The organism is Rhodanobacter sp. Soil_C_14 (assembly GCF_057657335.1).
Genome location: NZ_JBDGIQ010000002.1, coordinates 240,868 through 255,796, shown reverse-complemented (window position 1 = coordinate 255,796; position 14,929 = coordinate 240,868). Strand labels below are relative to the sequence as shown.

Sequence of the window (14,929 nt, the reverse complement as noted above, 5' to 3'; positions counted from 1 at the left end):
TCTGAAATCGACATGAGGTCGCCAGCGACTATGCTTATCCATCCCCAAGCAGCGAGGTTCCCATGTCGATCAAGGTCTGTGTCGCCGGTGCCACCGGTTGGGCGGGTTCGGAATTGTCGCGTGGCATTGCCGCGGCGGATGACCTCGACATGGTTGCCGCGGTGGCACGGCGACATGCCGGTGAAACGCTCGGCGCGGTGCTTGTCGAGGCAGGCCTGCAGGCACCGATTTTCGCCAGCGTGGACGCGGCGCTGGCGCAGCCGTGCGACGTGTTCGTCGAGTACACGCGGCCGTCCAGCGCGAAGGCGAACATTCTCGCGGCGCTGGAGCATGGCGCGCACGTGGTGGTCGGCACCTCGGGTCTGACGGACGAGGACTATGCGCAGATCGATGCGCTGGCACGGCAGCGGCAGCGTGGCGTATTGGCCTGCGGCAATTTCGCCTTGACCGCGGTGCTGCTGATCAAGTTTGCCGAGATGGCGGCGAAGCTGATCCCGCAGTGGGAGCTGATCGACTACGCCAGCGCGACCAAGCCCGACGCGCCCAGCGGCACGGTGCGCGAGCTGGCCGGGCGGCTGGGCAAGGTGCGCCAGCCGCTGCTGGCGGTGCCGCTGGAGCAGACCGCAGGTGTTCGCGAGACGCGTGGCGGCACGCTGGCGGGCAGCCAGGTGCATGCGGTGCGGTTGCCGGGTTTCGTGCTGGGGGCGGAGGCGATCTTCGGCATGCCGGACCAGACCTTGACGATCCGCCACAACGCGGGAAGCAGCGCGAAGCCGTATGTCGATGGCGCGCTATTGGCGATACGCAAGGTGCCCGGCCTGGTCGGCCTGCATCGCGGGCTGGATGCAGTGATCGAGTGGTGAGGCGGGTGCGGACTGGCGCCGCACCCGAAGCGGGAGTGCGCTCCTGCGCTCAGTGGCTGCGCTGCTGCCAGAAGCCCAGCAGCCACGAGCCGCCGACGCAGCCGGCCAGGGCCAGGAGCCAGCGGGTGGCCGGCGGCCTGGGCAGCAGCTCGGCGAAGGGGGGCAGCCACGCCTGGCCGTAGATCGCTACCACCGCGACCGCGGCGATGACCAGGGTGGAAGCCAGCACCAGGGTGAGCCGGGATTCGAACGAGGTGCCGGCCGGGGTGGCCTTGGGTGCGGCGCCGACCCGCCTGGCCAGCTGCTGAGCGAAGTCCGCCGGCAGCGATTCGGCCGGCGGCTGGCGCAGGCTGCGCGCGATCAGCCGGTAGCGCCGGCTGCGTGCATCGTCGCCGGCGGGATCGAGCTGCAGCCGTTCGCGCCGCATGGCGCTTTCCTGCGCCTGCCATTCGCGCTCGAGCGCGGCATCGTCGAACGTGGGGATGTGGGCTTCGTCGTGCGGAATCATGCGGCAACTCCTGTCCGTGTTTCGAGCGCGTCGCGCAGGCGCAGGCGCGAGCGGAACAGATGGCTCTTGATCGTGCCCGCGGCCATGCCGGTGATGCGGGCGATCTCGGGTATGGACGTCTCTTCGAGGTAATACAGGGTCAGCAAGGTGCGTTGCAAGGGCGGCAGCGCCTCGATCGCCTCATGCAGGTGGCGGGCGGTTTCCTCGTCGGCGCAGGCGGCCTCCAGGTCGAAACCGTCGCCGATGCTGTCCACCAGCGACTCGCCGTCGTCACCGCCCGGCTCGATCAGGGCGATGCGCTTGTGCTGCAGGTGGCGCAGCGCGATGGTGAAGGCGATGCGACCGATCCACGATTTCAGCGCGCTCTCGTGGCGGTATTGATGCAGGCACTGGTGCACGCGCAGGAAGGTGTCCTGGCACAGCTCGCGGGCGTCCTCCGGATGCCGCACCATGCGCTGGATGATGTGCCAGCACAGTCCCTGGTACTCGCGCACGAGGCGTTCGAACGCGCCCGGCCGGTTGGCCAGCACGGCGTCGACCAGGGCACGATCGGCTTGGCGGATGTCATCCATGGAGTCATGGATACGCGCATCGCCGGATCGGTTGCAAGCGGGCGGCTGCAACCGATCCGGCGCGGCCCGTATCTGTGGGTTCAACGGGCCCATCTTCGTGGCCTTTGCCCAGGGAGTTTTCCATGAATTTCGAGATCCTGATTCCGATCGTGCTGTTCATCTGCATCGCCTACACCATCAAGGTGGTGGTCGATGCCCGGGTCCGCGGCCGCATGATCGGCGCCGGCGGTTCCGAGGAGCTGGTCAAGTCGATCCTGCTCGACGAGGAGCAGCGCCGCCGCCATTCGTCGCTGCGCTGGGGCATCGTGCTGATTTTCGTCGGGCTCGCCTTCGGCCTGATCCAGTGGTTCGGCTGGCAGGAAGTCACCCCCGGCATGGTCGCCGTGCTCGCTGGCGCCACCGGCCTGGGCAACCTGGTTTCCTTCGCGGTCTCGCGCAAGCTCGCCTGAAGCTGGTTCAATGGCGGGCATGCGCCGCCCCGTCGGCATGCCCGCAGTGAGTCGGCAACGTGAACGAGCAATTGTTGTTCAACCTGGTCGACCTGGCCGGCACGTTCGCCTTCGCGATCAGCGGCGCCACCGCCGCGCGGCGCTGCAACCTCGATCTGTTCGGCATCCTGGCGATCGCCTACATCACCGCCTGCGGCGGCGGCATCGCCCGCGACCTGTGCATCGGCGCGGTGCCGCCGGCGGGCCTGTCGGACTGGCGCTACCTGCTGACCGCGGTGATCGCCGCCCTGCTCACCATCGTGGCGTATCCGTGGGTGGAGCGACTGACCTATCCGGTGCGGCTGTTCGATGCGATGGGGCTGGGCCTGTTCGCGGTGTACGGCGCGCACAAGGCGCTGGTGTTCGGCCACAACGCCGAGGTGGCGATCCTGCTTGGCATGATCACCGCCGTGGGCGGCGGCATGGCGCGCGACGTGCTGCTGGCGCGGGTCTCGATCGTGCTGCAGCAGGAGATCTATGCGCTGGCCGCACTGGCCGGCGCCGCGCTGGCGGTGCTCGGCGAATATCTGCACTGGCCCGCGGTATGGGCCACCTGGCTGCCGATCCTGTCCTGCTTCGGCCTGCGCTTTGCATCACTGCACTGGCACTGGAACCTGCCGCGCTTCGGGCGCCCGCGGGACGAGTGAGCGCGGCGCGGGCCGCCTGCCGCCGGCGACCCGCTCGGCCGATGTCCGCGCGTTACTGCTCGACCAGTTCGACGCGCCGGTTGCGTGCCTTGCCGTCGTCGTCGCGATTGCTGGCCACCGGCGCGTAGGAGGCCAGCCCCTTCGCCGCGAGCCGGCCCGGCGCGATGCCGTAATCCGCGATGAGCGCCTTCGTCACCGCCTCGGCGCGCTGTTGCGACAGGGCGAGGTTGTGCGCCAGTGCGCCGCTGTTGTCGGTGTGGCCGACGATGCAGACCTTCAGCGACGGCTGCGTCTTCAGCAGTTTCGCCATCTCTGCCAGCGTGCCGCCGGATGACTTGTCCAGCACCGCGCTGTCGCTGGCGAAGTGGATGCCGTACAGCGCGATGTGTCCGCTTTGCGCCAGGCCCTGGCTCATCGCCTTCGCGTCGACCGTCACCTGGCCGGTGGCCATGGCTTTGGCCTCGACGATCTGCAGCAGGACGCCCACGGGTTGCTGCTCGTTCTGGCTGACCAGCAGCGAAAGATCGACGTTGCCGCCGGGTCGCTGCAGTCGGGCGGTCAGCGATTGCACGTTGCCGTCGGCGGATTCCAGGGTGGAGACCATCAGGTTGCGGTCGCCGTGCATCTGGTCGAGCAGGGGCTCGATCAGTGTGCTGCTGAAATCGAAGCCGCCGCAACCCTCGTCACCGCTGCAATGAAAGCGCAACTGGAAACCGGCGGCCTTCAGCGCCTGGGCGAAATTGCGGTAGACCTCCAGCGCACTCTTGCCGGCCGGCACCGCATAGGCGATGCGGGTGAGCTTGCCTTCCGCCGGTTCGCTGCGGGCGAAGCGGCTCGGCTGGTCGGCGTCGTAGCGGCCCAGTGGCAGGGTCGCGCTGCCGTAATCCTTCTGCGCGTAGCCCACGATGACCGAGTCGGCGAAGCGCGACACCACCGGATGGTCGTGGCTGCCGGATACGTCGTGCGGGGGCAGTTCGGCGGCGAGTGTCGATGCCGCCAACAAGGGGAGTACGAGGGTGAGCACGAGGACGAGCGGGCGGGGCGGGAGCTTGCGCATGTATGGACGTCTCCAGCGACATTCGAAGAGCGGGCACCTTAGCAAATCATCCCCGGACGCCATCGCGATCACGTGCTGCATGGCCTTGCCCGTTCAGCTACAGCGTTTGAATCGCGGCGCATTTTCGCCGTTTGTGTGACGCGTTTCGCAAAAAAAGTCCTGCATGCCGCTGCCTTCACAAATCTGCAGCAGGCCTTCGGTAAGTTTCTGCGACAGGAGTGGCCATCTGCGAAAGCATGACGTTGGCGCTCCTGCATGGTGCGTGGTCGAGATGACTGACCAGGGGGCGCATCACCTTCCATCGAAGTCTGTCTGGGCCGGCCGTGTCGGCGGTCCCACCATCACTAGAGAAAGGGGTAGCCCATGAAAGCTCGTTTCATTCGCAACACAGGGATCCGTGTCCGCCAGCGTGGCCAGGGCATGACCGAGTACATCATCATCACCGCCCTCATCGCGATCGCCGCCATTGCGGCCGTGACGTATTTCGGCGGCACTGCCCGCGCCCAGATCGGCGGCATGGCCAAGGAGCTCTCCGGCCAGAGCGCAACGCAGGACATCAACCGGGCGAAGAACCAGGGCAACAAGGCCCATTCCGAGGGCACCAAGGACAAGACCCTCAACAGCTACAACAACGCCACCGCCAAGTAAGCACCGCCAAGAACTGACGAACCGGATGCGGCATTGCCGCGTTCGCGGGGGCGTCCGTGCGCGCCGGCAGCGATGCCGGCCTGCACGGGTGTCCGGTTCCCGACATGGGGGTGTGCAATGGCCTGGTCGAGCGACGATGGAACAAGTGGCGACGGTGCGAAGCGGCGGCCGTCGCGTGCCGGTGCGCGTGGCCGCCAGCGCGGCCAGGCGCTGGTGCTGGCGGTCGTGGCGTTCCTGGTGCTGTGCATCGGCGTGATCGTGGTGTTCAACACCGGGCAGGCGGTGTCGAAGAAGGTGGAGCTGGTCAACGCCGCCGACGCCGCGGCCTACAGCGCCGCCGTGCAGCAGGCGCGCGCGTACAACCTGATCGCCTACATGAACCGTGCCGAGGTCGCCAACGAGGTGGCCGTGGCGCAGATGACCAGCTGGTATTCGTGGACGAATTTCACCCTGCGCGGCACCGACAATTTTAAGGATGCGGTGCAGGCGATCGCGATCATCTTCGACGTCAGCATCGTCGGCGCCGAGGTGGGCGCGGCGCTGCAGGAAGTGGTCACCGCGCTGAATGAAGTGAAGACGGTGGTGAAGACCTTGCGCGACGGCATGCAGGTGGCGTTCTCGGCGGGCGTGACCGCCATCGCGGCGATCAACAAGGCGTACTCCGTCGCCTCGCGCGGCATCGCCACGGTGGAATCGCAGGAGGCGCTGAAGCTGGTGCCCGAGGTGGTCAAGCGCAATACCGACGGCAAGGCGAAGATCGGCGCCCGTGGCTATGCGCTGCTGGAACAGGGCGCGCTCGACGCGCGCTCCTATGTCACCCACTACACGATCCCCACCTCCGGCCGGCGCGATGCCGGGGCCGACCGCTTCGCCAACGTGGTGATGGAGGCGCGCGACGGTTTCTCGCGCGAGCGCAAGGGCGGCATCGGGCCGATCCACAAGCGTGGCGGCACCGACTTGGTCGGCTACACCCAGTGGGTGGGCGTGGACACGCTCAACGTCAAGGTCGGCTGGCTGGGCGTGAACGAGCCGCTGGCCTGGGGTGGCGGTGCCGCGGTGAACAGCATGTCGCGCTCGTTCCGCTCGGTGGCCAGCCCGGGCTTCAACAACGGCCGCGGCTGGGATTCGCCGTACGAGATCGACCGCGGCCACTACAAGCGCTACGCCGAAGGCATCGACAACGGCAAGGCGGGCAAGAAGGTGCTTTCCTCGCCGGCCATCGGCGGCAGCAGCAAGGCCTGGCTCAGGAACTACACGCCCGCCAGCAGCCCCGGCCTGCAACCTTACGACGACATCGCCGACAACAAGGCCACCGTGCCCTACGACAACGATCGCAGCGCGAAGCAGAACGGCGTGGAGGCGATGGACGTGGGCCCGGTGTTCACCGTGCTGGTCGAGCAGCCGATGAAGACGGTGCGCACCAGCGACAACGTGCCGGGCATCGGCGGGCCGCCGGATTTCGAGGCGCCCGACCAGACCGTCGCCAACGACATGACCGCCCTGTCCTCGGCCCAGGTGTACTTCAGCCGTCCGCGCGGGTTCGGCCTGTTCGACAACGTGATCAGCCCGTCGAGCCGCGAGATGGGCAGCCTGTTCAGTCCCTACTGGCAGGCGCGGCTGATCGACACGCCATGCAACACCCGTCAGGAGGTCGCCATCGCCTATGGCGCCGTGGCTCCCTGCGTGCCGGGCAAATCCTGACGGCCAGCGGCACACCTTCCCCCTCACACCCAGTGGAAACAGCAAACCATGATCGAAGCAAGAACAACACGGAGCGACATCGCGCAGGGATCGTGCAGCAGCAACACCCCGGGTCACCGAGGCCCTCTGCGGCAACTGTCGGTGGCGTTGTGCACCGTCCTGCTGGCGACCGTGCCGCTGGTCGGCTGCTCGGCCGGCGACGGTGGCGACAGTGGCGGTGATGCGCAGGACGGCGCGGTCAACCTGGCGCAGAAGACGCCGCCGATCCACCTCAACCAGACCAGCGTGCTGCTGCACGATGGCGTGCCCGCGGCGGAACACACCTATCGCGAGGCGCTCGCCCGCTGCAGCGCCGGGGCGGTGCCGGTGAAGCCGTTGGCCGACGACGTGGTGGCCAAGCTGGGCCACACCTATCTGGAAACCTGGTACGACGGCGAGCGGATGGCGGTCAAGGCGGATCGTTGGGACTTCAGGAGTGCCGGGGCGTCTGCCGCGGGCTGCGTGTTCGAACCGGTGCACGACGCGCGGCTGACCATCGTCGAGCCAGGCTCGACCACGGTCGCGGATCTGGTCAAGGGTACCGCCACCCGCGAGCATTCGGACGGCGTGGTGCGCGAAGCCGTTGCCGGTGACGACGAGGACGGCGCGGCACAGGATGACGTGGCGCAGGACGACGCGAAGCTGCGGGCCCAGGTCATGGGCGAGCTGCAGAAGCAGGGCCAGGGCGACCTGGTCGGCCAGTCCGCGGGCGAGGCGAAGGTGGCCGGCCAGCCGTGCGTGCGCCTGAGCAGCTCCCAGGGTGAAACCTGCGTGTGGAGTGGCGGCAGCAAGTGGGGCTTCGTCACCGATACCGCGGCCGACGCCGACCGCATGGACGCGCCGGTCGACAACATCACCTTGTCGAACAAGCCGGCCGACGGCAATGGCTACCAGCTGACCACCGACAGCATGAGCGTCGGCACGCCGATCGACGACAAGGTGTTCGTGCTGCCCGGCAAGCTTGCCGTGACCCAGGCCCGCTAGCACCAGGCCATGGAGACGACGATGACGCGCCCTGTTCCAACGCAGCCATTGCGCACGGCCACGATGTCGTCGTCGATCGGCGGCCGGCACCAGCGCGGGCAGAGCCTGGTGGAGATGGCGGTGGCCTGCATCGTGCTGGTGCCGCTGGCGGCGGGCGTGATGTTGCTGGGCCAGTACATCCATATCAAGCAGCAGACCCAGGCCGCCGCCCGCCAGGCGGCCTGGGCCGCCACCGTCGATCCGGCCCTGGCCGACGCCGGCCTGCCGCGCAAGGCCACCGTGCAGACCGCACTGCGCGCGCGCCAGTTCGCCGATGCCAAGGCGCCGATCAAGTCCTCCGCGCGCACGCCGGCGGCGTTCGGCGATCCCATGTTGACCAGCTTCGCCAACCAGGCGCTGCTGAAGACTTCCGACGTGTCGTTGAGCGTCTACCAGCAGGAAACCGCGCCGACCTTCCTCGATGGCGCACTGGGCACCGTGGCCAAGGCGACCAGGACGCTGGGCAACCTGCCGCCCAATCCGAAGGGTTTCGTCACCGCCGAAGTGCATGCGCGACCGCAGAAGCTGAAGGGCGCCGACGGCCGGGCGCTGGCCTTCCTCGATCCGCTCGATACCGCGCAGCTGGATTTTTCCGCGCGGACCGTGCTGCTGGCAGACACCTGGGCGGCCACCGGCGGCGGCGAACGCAGGAACGGCGAAGCCGCGTCGGGCGCCATGTACAACCGCACGGTGCGCGAGGTGATCCGGCCGCTGGTGCCGACCAGTGCGCTGGGCGACAAGGTCGATGACGTGCTCAGCGACGTGATCAACGTGCTGGGCAAGATCCCCATCGTCAACGACCTGTTCACCCCCGGCTTCGACAAGTTCCAGCTGGGCCGGATGGCGCCCGACGCCGTGCCCGCCGACAAGCTGACGAGGTACCGCGATGTGCATTAGGCGCGGCCTGCTGCTGGCCGTCGCCCTGTTGCCGGGCACCGCCGCCGCGGCGTGGCCGCAGCCCGACCTGCCGGCCGGCACGGATGCGGCCGACGTTTCCCGGCACATCGTCTTCAACGGGCTGGACATGCATGCCCGGGTGTTCACCTCGTCGCAGAGCCAGGCCGAGGTGGTGGCCTTCTATCGCAAGCTGTGGAACGGCCGGGTGGTGGTGAACCCGATGGGCGCGGCGCAGGTGGTCGGCCACATGGAGGGCGACTACTACGTCACCGTGCAGGTCAGCGCATCGGGCAGCGGCAGCAAGGGCAACATCGGCATCGTCGACGTGGCCACCGCGCCGAAACACTTCGAGCGCGGCAAGGGCCTGCCGCGGCCGATGGGCTCGACCGTGTTCAACGACATCGCCTATCCGGACGACCCCACGCCCGCCCGCACCGTGGCGATGCGCAACCGCCTTTCGCCGCGGCAGAACGAGGCGTTCTTCCGCGAACGGCTGGGCGCCGATGGCTGGAAACCGGCCGACGCCAACCGCTGCGCCGACGACGGCTGCGTCCTGCGCTACGAGCGCGGCGACAGCAAGATGACGCTGGTGATGAGCCCGCTCGACGGCCAGTCGCAAGTGACGATCAACCTGGTGAATCCGTGAACGGGAGGACGACGGACATGTTCATTCGACGGAACGCGCGCCACCCCGCCATGCCGCTGCGGCGTGGCCGCCAGCGCGGCAGTGCGCTGATCGAATACACCGTGGTGGTGCTGTTGCTGGTGACGGTGCTGCTGGCCAATCCCAACGTCATCCGCCAGCTCGCCGACGCGCTGCGCGATGCCTACACCAGCTTTGTCTACGCACTCTCCATCTCCTGGATATGAATCGAATGGAACGACGCATGCCGGCGGTCAACCGCAACTTCCTCTACCTGGGCGGCGCCATCCTGCTCGGCATCGTGGCCAGCCTGATGGCGGTGCACTACATCAACAAGCAGGTCGCCGCGCGCACGCAGACCAGACCCACCGAGACGCGCCAGGTGGTGGTGCCGGTGCATGACCTGGAGAAGGGCGCCAGCATCAGCCAGGACGACATCGCCGTGCGCGAGGTACCGGCCGAGTTCGTGCCGGCCGATGCACTGACGCCCGACAACTACGAGGACTACCTGGGCCAGGTGCTGCGGGTGCCGCTGGCGCAGGGCGCACCGATCGGCGGCAGCGCGGTGGATCGGGTCACCGACCATTTCTCCAACGTGATCGAACCGGGCAAGGTGGCGTATTCGATCCAGGTGGACGAGTCCAACTCGGTCTCCGGGCTGATCGTGCCGGGCGACCATCTCGACATCCTGCTGCTGCTCGACGGCGAGGGCAGCGAGCAGATCCGCCCGCTGCTCGGCGACGTGCCGGTGCTGGCCACCGGCAAGCGGGCGAAGGGCCTGCGCAGCAGCCATCCGGATGGTGGCGACGACGACACCTACTCGAACATCACGCTCGGGCTCGCGCCGAACGACGCGCAGCGCTTGGGCATGGCGATGAAGGTCGGCGAGTTGCGCGTGATGCTGCGTCCGGCCGGCAACCAGCAGCCGTTCGACCTGAAGACGCTGAGCAAGGCGGAGCTGCTGCGGCTGGGCCGGCCGGTGCATGGCAACGGCATTCAATTCATCATCGGCGGGAACAGTTGAACATGGAAGCAGGCAAACATTCCGGCCGGGCGACGGCGACCTTTCTGGCATGGCTGGCGCTGTGCGCCGCGGCGCTCGCGCTGCCGTTGCGCGAGGCGCGCGCGACCTCCCCGGTGATCGGCGATTCGCTCAGCATGTACGCGGGACAGGCGCTGGTGCAGAGCGCGCCCGGCCCGCTCAAGCGGGTCGCGGTGGGCGACGGCAAGCTGCTGCAGGTCAAGGCGATCGGCAGCCGCGAGCTGGTGCTGATCGCGAACCAGCCCGGCGACACCTCGGTGCAGTTGTGGATGGCCGACGGCAGCCAGCGCAGCGTCAGCGTGCACGTGGTGGTGGGCAACAGCGCGGAAGCGGCCGGGATGGTCGAGCGCCTGCTGGGCGAGGACAGCGCGATCTCGGTCGCCACCGTGGGCGGCAACGTGGTGCTGACCGGCAGCGACCTGTCGCAGGCGGACATGGCGCACATCGCGGCGATCAGGAAGATCTACCCGCAGGTGCTCGACTTCACCAGCGCGAACGCGGTGGAGATGAAGCCCACCGTGATGATGCGCGTGCGCATCATGGAGTTCGACAAGAAGGCGATCAACCAGCTCGGCATCAAGTGGGACAGCATGATCGCCGGCCCCGGCGGCGGCCTGGTGCACGACTGGGTCACCAATCCTTACTACCGGATGACCCCGCAGGGCTTCGCCGGCATCGGCGCCGACGGCGGCCCGGCCAACCTGCCGCTGCGGGTGCCCGGCACGCCGTCGTACTTCGGCATCGCCACCTCGATCGCCTCGCAGATCAACCTGATGATGCAGGACGGCAACGCGTGGGAACTCGCCGCGCCGCAGCTGTCCGCCCGCAGCGGCGGCGTTGCCGATTTCCTGGTCGGCGGCGAGGTGCCGATCCCGATCAGCCAGGGCCTGGGCGAAACCACGGTCGAATACAAGCAGTACGGCATCAAGCTGCACATCGCGCCGGTGGTCAACAGCAAGGGCGACATCTCCACCGACATCGAGACCGAGATCAGCAAGATCGATCCCAGCGTCAACGTGCAGGGCTATCCCGGCTTCATCACCCGCCGTGCCAGCGCGCAGCTCAACGTGCACGAGGGCGACACCATCGTGATCTCGGGCCTGGTCGACGCCAGCGCCTCGAAGACCTTCGACAAGGTGCCCGGGCTGGGCGACATCCCGGTGCTGGGCGCGCTGTTCCGCTCGCGCGACTTCCAGCGCAATCGCACCGACCTGGTGATCTTCGTGACGCCGATCGTGATCACCCCCGACTCGCCGGAGAACCGCGAACTGATCGAGAAGAGCGACCGCCTGCGCGACGACTTCCGCAAGGTCGCCGGCAAGGACATCGTGGATTGAAGGTGAAGCCATGTTCGAAGTGCTGATCGAAACCGCCAACCGCGACCCGCGCCAGGTGCGCTGCCTGCACAACGCCTGCGGCATCGGCCGCGGCGAGGACAACCTGGTGATCCTGCAGGGCTGGAACATCGGCCGCGAGCACGCCATGTTGAGCGTGCGCAAGGGCGGCGTCTTCATCGAGGTGCTCGGTGGCCGCGCCCCGGTGGTGATCAACGGGGCCAGGGTGCAGGGCGAGCACGGCCCGCTGCGCCGCGAGGACATCGTCATCATCGGTTCGTACCGGCTGCGCGTGCTGGTCGATCAGGACGAGGCCGCGCCGGTGAGGGTGCCGCAGCGTGCCGCCAACGCGCCGGTCCATCTCGACCCGGTGGCTTCGCCACCGGCCGTCGAACCGCCGGCTGCGCCAGTGACTGGCCTCCCAGCGACGCTGCAGCCATCGGCCGACATGCTGGCCTGGCGCACCCGTGTGCACCAGTCGCTGGTGCGGCAGATGGACCTGCGCCGGGTCGACGTGCGCGGCATGACGGACGACGACCTGCGCCAGAAGACCTCGTCGCTGATCGAGGAAATCATCGAGCGCGAGTTTGCCGACGAACTGCCGCGCACGATCAACCGCCGCCGGCTCGCCAAGCAGGTGTTGGACGAGGCGATCGGACTGGGGCCGCTGGAGGACCTGCTGGCGGACGAGACGGTCACCGAGGTGATGGTCAACTGCTCGGACGACATCTACATCGAACGTGCGGGCCGGATCGAGAAGTCCGAGGTGATCTTCACCAGCGACAAGGCGGTGCTGGCGGCGATCGAGCGCATCGTGGCACCGCTGGGCCGGCGCATCGACGAGAGCTCGCCGATGGTCGATGCGCGCCTGGCCGACGGCTCGCGCGTCAACGCGGTGATCCCGCCGGTGGCGCTGCGCGGGCCCAGCCTGAGCATCCGCAAGTTCAGCAAGCGCAAGCTCAGCGGCGACGACCTGCTGCAGTACGGCTCGGTCAACCGGCAGATGCTGGAGTTCATGCAGGTGGCGGTGCGCGAGCGCAGGAACATCGTGGTGACCGGCGGCACCGGTTCGGGCAAGACCACGCTGCTGAACATTCTTTCCAACTTCATCCCCGACCACGAGCGCATCGTCACCATCGAGGACGCGGCCGAGCTGCGGCTGAGCCAGCCCAACCTGGTGGCGATGGAGGCCCGTCCGGCCAACCTCGAGGGCAAGGGGCTGATCACCATCCGCGACCTGGTGCGCAACTCGCTGCGCATGCGCCCGGACCGCATCGTGGTGGGCGAGTGCCGCGGCGGCGAGGCGCTGGACATGCTGCAGGCGATGAACACCGGCCACGAGGGTTCGCTGACCACCGCGCATGCCAACTCGCCCCGCGATGCGCTGTCGCGCCTGGAGGTGATGGTGATGATGTCGGGCATGGACCTGCCGATGACCGTGGTGCGCGAGCAGATCGCCTCGGCGATCGACCTGATCATCCACCAGCGCCGCTTCCCCTGCGGCTCGCGCAAGATCACCCACATCTCGGAGATCACCGGCATCGAGAGCGGCACGATCCAGGCGCAGGACCTGTTCACCTTCCGCGCCCGCGACCAGGGCGGCCCCGGCGGCAAGGTCCGCGGCGAGTACGCGGCCACCGGCGCCGTGCCGGAGTTCTACGAGGAGCTGGCCGATCGCGGGGTGCCGGTCGACCTGTCGATCTTCAAGATCAACGAGGACGATCGCGCATGAGCCTGCTTCCCGTCGCGATCGTGGTGTTTCTCGCCGTCGCCGCGATCGGCTACCTGGCGGTGCGCAGTTCGACGGTGTTCTGGGGGCGCTACCAGGAAGCCTTCACCGAGCAGGCGCGTTTCAATCTCGCCGACATGTTCATGTTCATGGACGAGCGGAACCTGTTCCGCCTCAACGCCGTGGCGATGGTGCTGGTGCCCCTGCTGGTGTGGTTCCTCAGTGGCAACCCGCTGCTGGCCATCGTGACCCTGGTGCTGATCCTGGTGCTGCCGAAGAAGATCTACCGGTGGCTGCGCCAGCGACGCATCAACCAGATCCAGCAACAGCTGCCGGACGGGCTGATGATGGTGGCCGGCAGCATGCGCGCGGGGCTGGGTTTCACCCCGGCGCTGGAAAGCCTGGCGCGCGACGTCGAGCCGCCGTTGGCGCAGGAGTTCGCGCTGTTGCTGCGCGAGCAGCGCATGGGCGTGAAGCTGGAAGAGGCGCTGGAACATTTCAACGACCGCGTGCCGATCCAGGACGTGACCCTGTTCGTCTCCGCCGTGGGCATTTCCCGCGAGGTGGGCGGCAACCTGGCCGAGAGCATGGCTTCGCTGGCCGACACCTTGCGGCGGCGGCTGATCATGGAAGGCAAGGTGAATTCGCTGACCGCCCAGGGCCGCCTGCAAGGCATCGTGATGGCGATGATGCCGGTCGGCCTGATCGGCTTCCTCAGCTTCGCCTATCCCGACACGATGCACGAGATGTATCACTCCTACGTGGGCTGGGCGGTGATCGCGGTGGCCGCGGTGATGGAGTACCTGGGCTATCGCATGTGCCGCAAGATCACGAGCATCGACATATGAGCCCGGTCGTCATCCTGCTTGCCGTGGCCATCGGCGGTGGCGTCGGCTTCGCCTTCTGGGGCATCTACGGGCTGATGCGCGAGGTGCCCGTGGCCGATCGCAACTTCCAGGACCCGCTGCCGTTCGGACTGCGCCTGATCTGGCCGCTGGTCAACGCCGCCACCCACGTGCTGGCGCCGAAGCTGGGCGCGGACAAGCTGGAACAGGCGCACCGGCAACTGCAGACCGCGGGCCAGGATTTCGTGCTGAGCCCGGAGCAGCTGTACGGATTGCGCGTGGTGGGCGCCGGCCTCGTGGCGGCGTTCTTCTGGCTGCTGCTGGGCATGCTCGACCGGCACGGCTACCTGCTTTACGGCACGGCGATGCTGTTCGGCGCCGCCGCCGGCTGGTTCTACCCGAGCCTGTGGCTGGGCGAGCGGCGCAGCAAGCGCCGCCGCCTGGTGATCAAGGACCTGCCGGTGTACCTGGACTTCATCACCATGGCGGTGGAGGCGGGACTGAACATCACCGGCGGCATCGAGCAGGCCACCCAGAAGGGCCCGGCCGGTCCGCTGCGGCAGGAGTTCACCCGCCTGCTGCGCGACATCCGTTCGGGTCTGCCCCGCGCCGAGGCGCTGAAGCGGATGTCCGAACGGATGGAGATGTCGCAGATCTCCAGCTTCACCGGCACCCTGATCCAGGCCGACCGGGTCGGCGCCAGCCTGGGCGCCACGCTGCGGGCGCAGGCCGGGCAGCGCCGCGAGGAGCGTTTCCTGCGCGCCGAGAAACTCGCGCTGGAGGCGCCGGTGAAGATGATGCTGCCGCTGGTGCTGTTCTTCTTCCCGCTGATCTTCCTGGTGCTGGGCTACTTCATCTACCTGCGCATGCGCCAGGAGGGCATCTTTTGAAAT

17 protein-coding genes are annotated in these 14,929 nt (G+C 68.0%); 14 read left to right on the top strand and 3 right to left on the bottom strand.

What is annotated here, in order from left to right:
- Window positions 1-62: 62 nt before the first annotated feature.
- Complete coding sequence (gene dapB / locus AC3A56_RS06755; protein ID WP_056715270.1) at window positions 63-863, top strand: 4-hydroxy-tetrahydrodipicolinate reductase; 801 nt, start codon at window positions 63-65, stop codon at window positions 861-863.
- 49 nt (window positions 864-912) lie between these two features.
- Here the strand turns inward: dapB and AC3A56_RS06750 are convergent, their stop codons facing one another.
- A complete protein-coding gene (locus tag AC3A56_RS06750) occupies window positions 913-1,371 on the bottom strand; it encodes a hypothetical protein (RefSeq protein WP_487769769.1) in 459 nt (152 codons plus the stop codon).
- Window positions 1,368-1,943: an RNA polymerase sigma factor gene (locus AC3A56_RS06745; protein ID WP_487769768.1), complete on the bottom strand. Its 576-nt coding sequence runs from the start codon at window positions 1,941-1,943 to the stop codon at window positions 1,368-1,370. The genes AC3A56_RS06750 and AC3A56_RS06745 overlap by 4 nt, the downstream gene beginning before the upstream one ends.
- 122 nt (window positions 1,944-2,065) lie before the next feature.
- Here AC3A56_RS06745 and AC3A56_RS06740 point away from each other — a divergent pair, with 122 nt between their 5' ends.
- Window positions 2,066-2,392 (top strand): DUF6249 domain-containing protein, encoded by a 327-nt coding sequence (locus AC3A56_RS06740; RefSeq protein WP_056715278.1) that lies wholly within the window; start codon window positions 2,066-2,068, stop codon window positions 2,390-2,392.
- A gap of 59 nt (window positions 2,393-2,451) precedes the next feature.
- Window positions 2,452-3,078 (top strand): trimeric intracellular cation channel family protein, encoded by a 627-nt coding sequence (locus AC3A56_RS06735; RefSeq protein WP_487769767.1) that lies wholly within the window; start codon window positions 2,452-2,454, stop codon window positions 3,076-3,078.
- 52 nt (window positions 3,079-3,130) lie between these two features.
- Here AC3A56_RS06735 and AC3A56_RS06730 read toward each other — a convergent pair whose 3' ends face one another.
- Complete coding sequence (locus AC3A56_RS06730; protein WP_487769766.1) at window positions 3,131-4,135, bottom strand: OmpA family protein; 1,005 nt, start codon at window positions 4,133-4,135, stop codon at window positions 3,131-3,133.
- 363 nt (window positions 4,136-4,498) lie between these two features.
- On the opposite strand from AC3A56_RS06730, the gene AC3A56_RS06725 reads away from it, so the two are divergent.
- The 11 genes from AC3A56_RS06725 to AC3A56_RS06675 all read left to right on the top strand — a co-directional run bounded on the left by AC3A56_RS06725 (window position 4,499) and on the right by AC3A56_RS06675 (window position 14,926).
- Entirely contained in the window at window positions 4,499-4,783 is a 285-nt protein-coding gene (locus AC3A56_RS06725; protein ID WP_007807412.1) for a hypothetical protein, read from the top strand.
- Between the two features lie 117 nt (window positions 4,784-4,900).
- The gene (locus AC3A56_RS06720) at window positions 4,901-6,484 is read left to right on the top strand and encodes a pilus assembly protein TadG-related protein (protein ID WP_487769765.1); all 1,584 of its coding nucleotides are present in this window, start codon (window positions 4,901-4,903) and stop codon (window positions 6,482-6,484) included.
- A gap of 48 nt (window positions 6,485-6,532) precedes the next feature.
- A complete protein-coding gene (locus tag AC3A56_RS06715) occupies window positions 6,533-7,507 on the top strand; it encodes a hypothetical protein (RefSeq protein ID WP_487769764.1) in 975 nt (324 codons plus the stop codon).
- A 21-nt stretch (window positions 7,508-7,528) separates the two neighbouring features.
- Window positions 7,529-8,443 (top strand): TadE/TadG family type IV pilus assembly protein, encoded by a 915-nt coding sequence (locus tag AC3A56_RS06710; RefSeq protein ID WP_487769763.1) that lies wholly within the window; start codon window positions 7,529-7,531, stop codon window positions 8,441-8,443.
- Window positions 8,433-9,089, top strand: a complete 657-nt coding sequence (locus tag AC3A56_RS06705; RefSeq protein WP_487769762.1) for a hypothetical protein — start codon at window positions 8,433-8,435, stop codon at window positions 9,087-9,089. Before AC3A56_RS06710 ends, AC3A56_RS06705 begins: the two co-directional genes overlap by 11 nt.
- 17 nt (window positions 9,090-9,106) lie before the next feature.
- A complete protein-coding gene (locus tag AC3A56_RS06700; RefSeq protein ID WP_056715297.1) occupies window positions 9,107-9,313 on the top strand; it encodes a hypothetical protein in 207 nt (68 codons plus the stop codon).
- 5 nt (window positions 9,314-9,318) lie between these two features.
- A complete protein-coding gene (gene cpaB, locus AC3A56_RS06695) occupies window positions 9,319-10,110 on the top strand; it encodes a Flp pilus assembly protein CpaB (protein WP_487769761.1) in 792 nt (263 codons plus the stop codon).
- Window positions 10,111-10,112: 2 nt separating this feature from the next.
- The gene (locus tag AC3A56_RS06690; protein WP_056763680.1) at window positions 10,113-11,465 is read left to right on the top strand and encodes a type II and III secretion system protein family protein; all 1,353 of its coding nucleotides are present in this window, start codon (window positions 10,113-10,115) and stop codon (window positions 11,463-11,465) included.
- A 10-nt stretch (window positions 11,466-11,475) separates the two neighbouring features.
- On the top strand, window positions 11,476-13,194 hold the full coding sequence (locus tag AC3A56_RS06685; protein WP_056763681.1) for a TadA family conjugal transfer-associated ATPase: 1,719 nt from the start codon (window positions 11,476-11,478) through the stop codon (window positions 13,192-13,194).
- Window positions 13,191-14,039 (top strand): type II secretion system F family protein, encoded by an 849-nt coding sequence (locus tag AC3A56_RS06680; protein WP_487769760.1) that lies wholly within the window; start codon window positions 13,191-13,193, stop codon window positions 14,037-14,039. The genes AC3A56_RS06685 and AC3A56_RS06680 overlap by 4 nt, the downstream gene beginning before the upstream one ends.
- Window positions 14,036-14,926, top strand: a complete 891-nt coding sequence (locus tag AC3A56_RS06675; RefSeq protein ID WP_204110463.1) for a type II secretion system F family protein — start codon at window positions 14,036-14,038, stop codon at window positions 14,924-14,926. The genes AC3A56_RS06680 and AC3A56_RS06675 overlap by 4 nt, the downstream gene beginning before the upstream one ends.
- The last annotated feature ends 3 nt before the right edge of the window (window positions 14,927-14,929 follow it).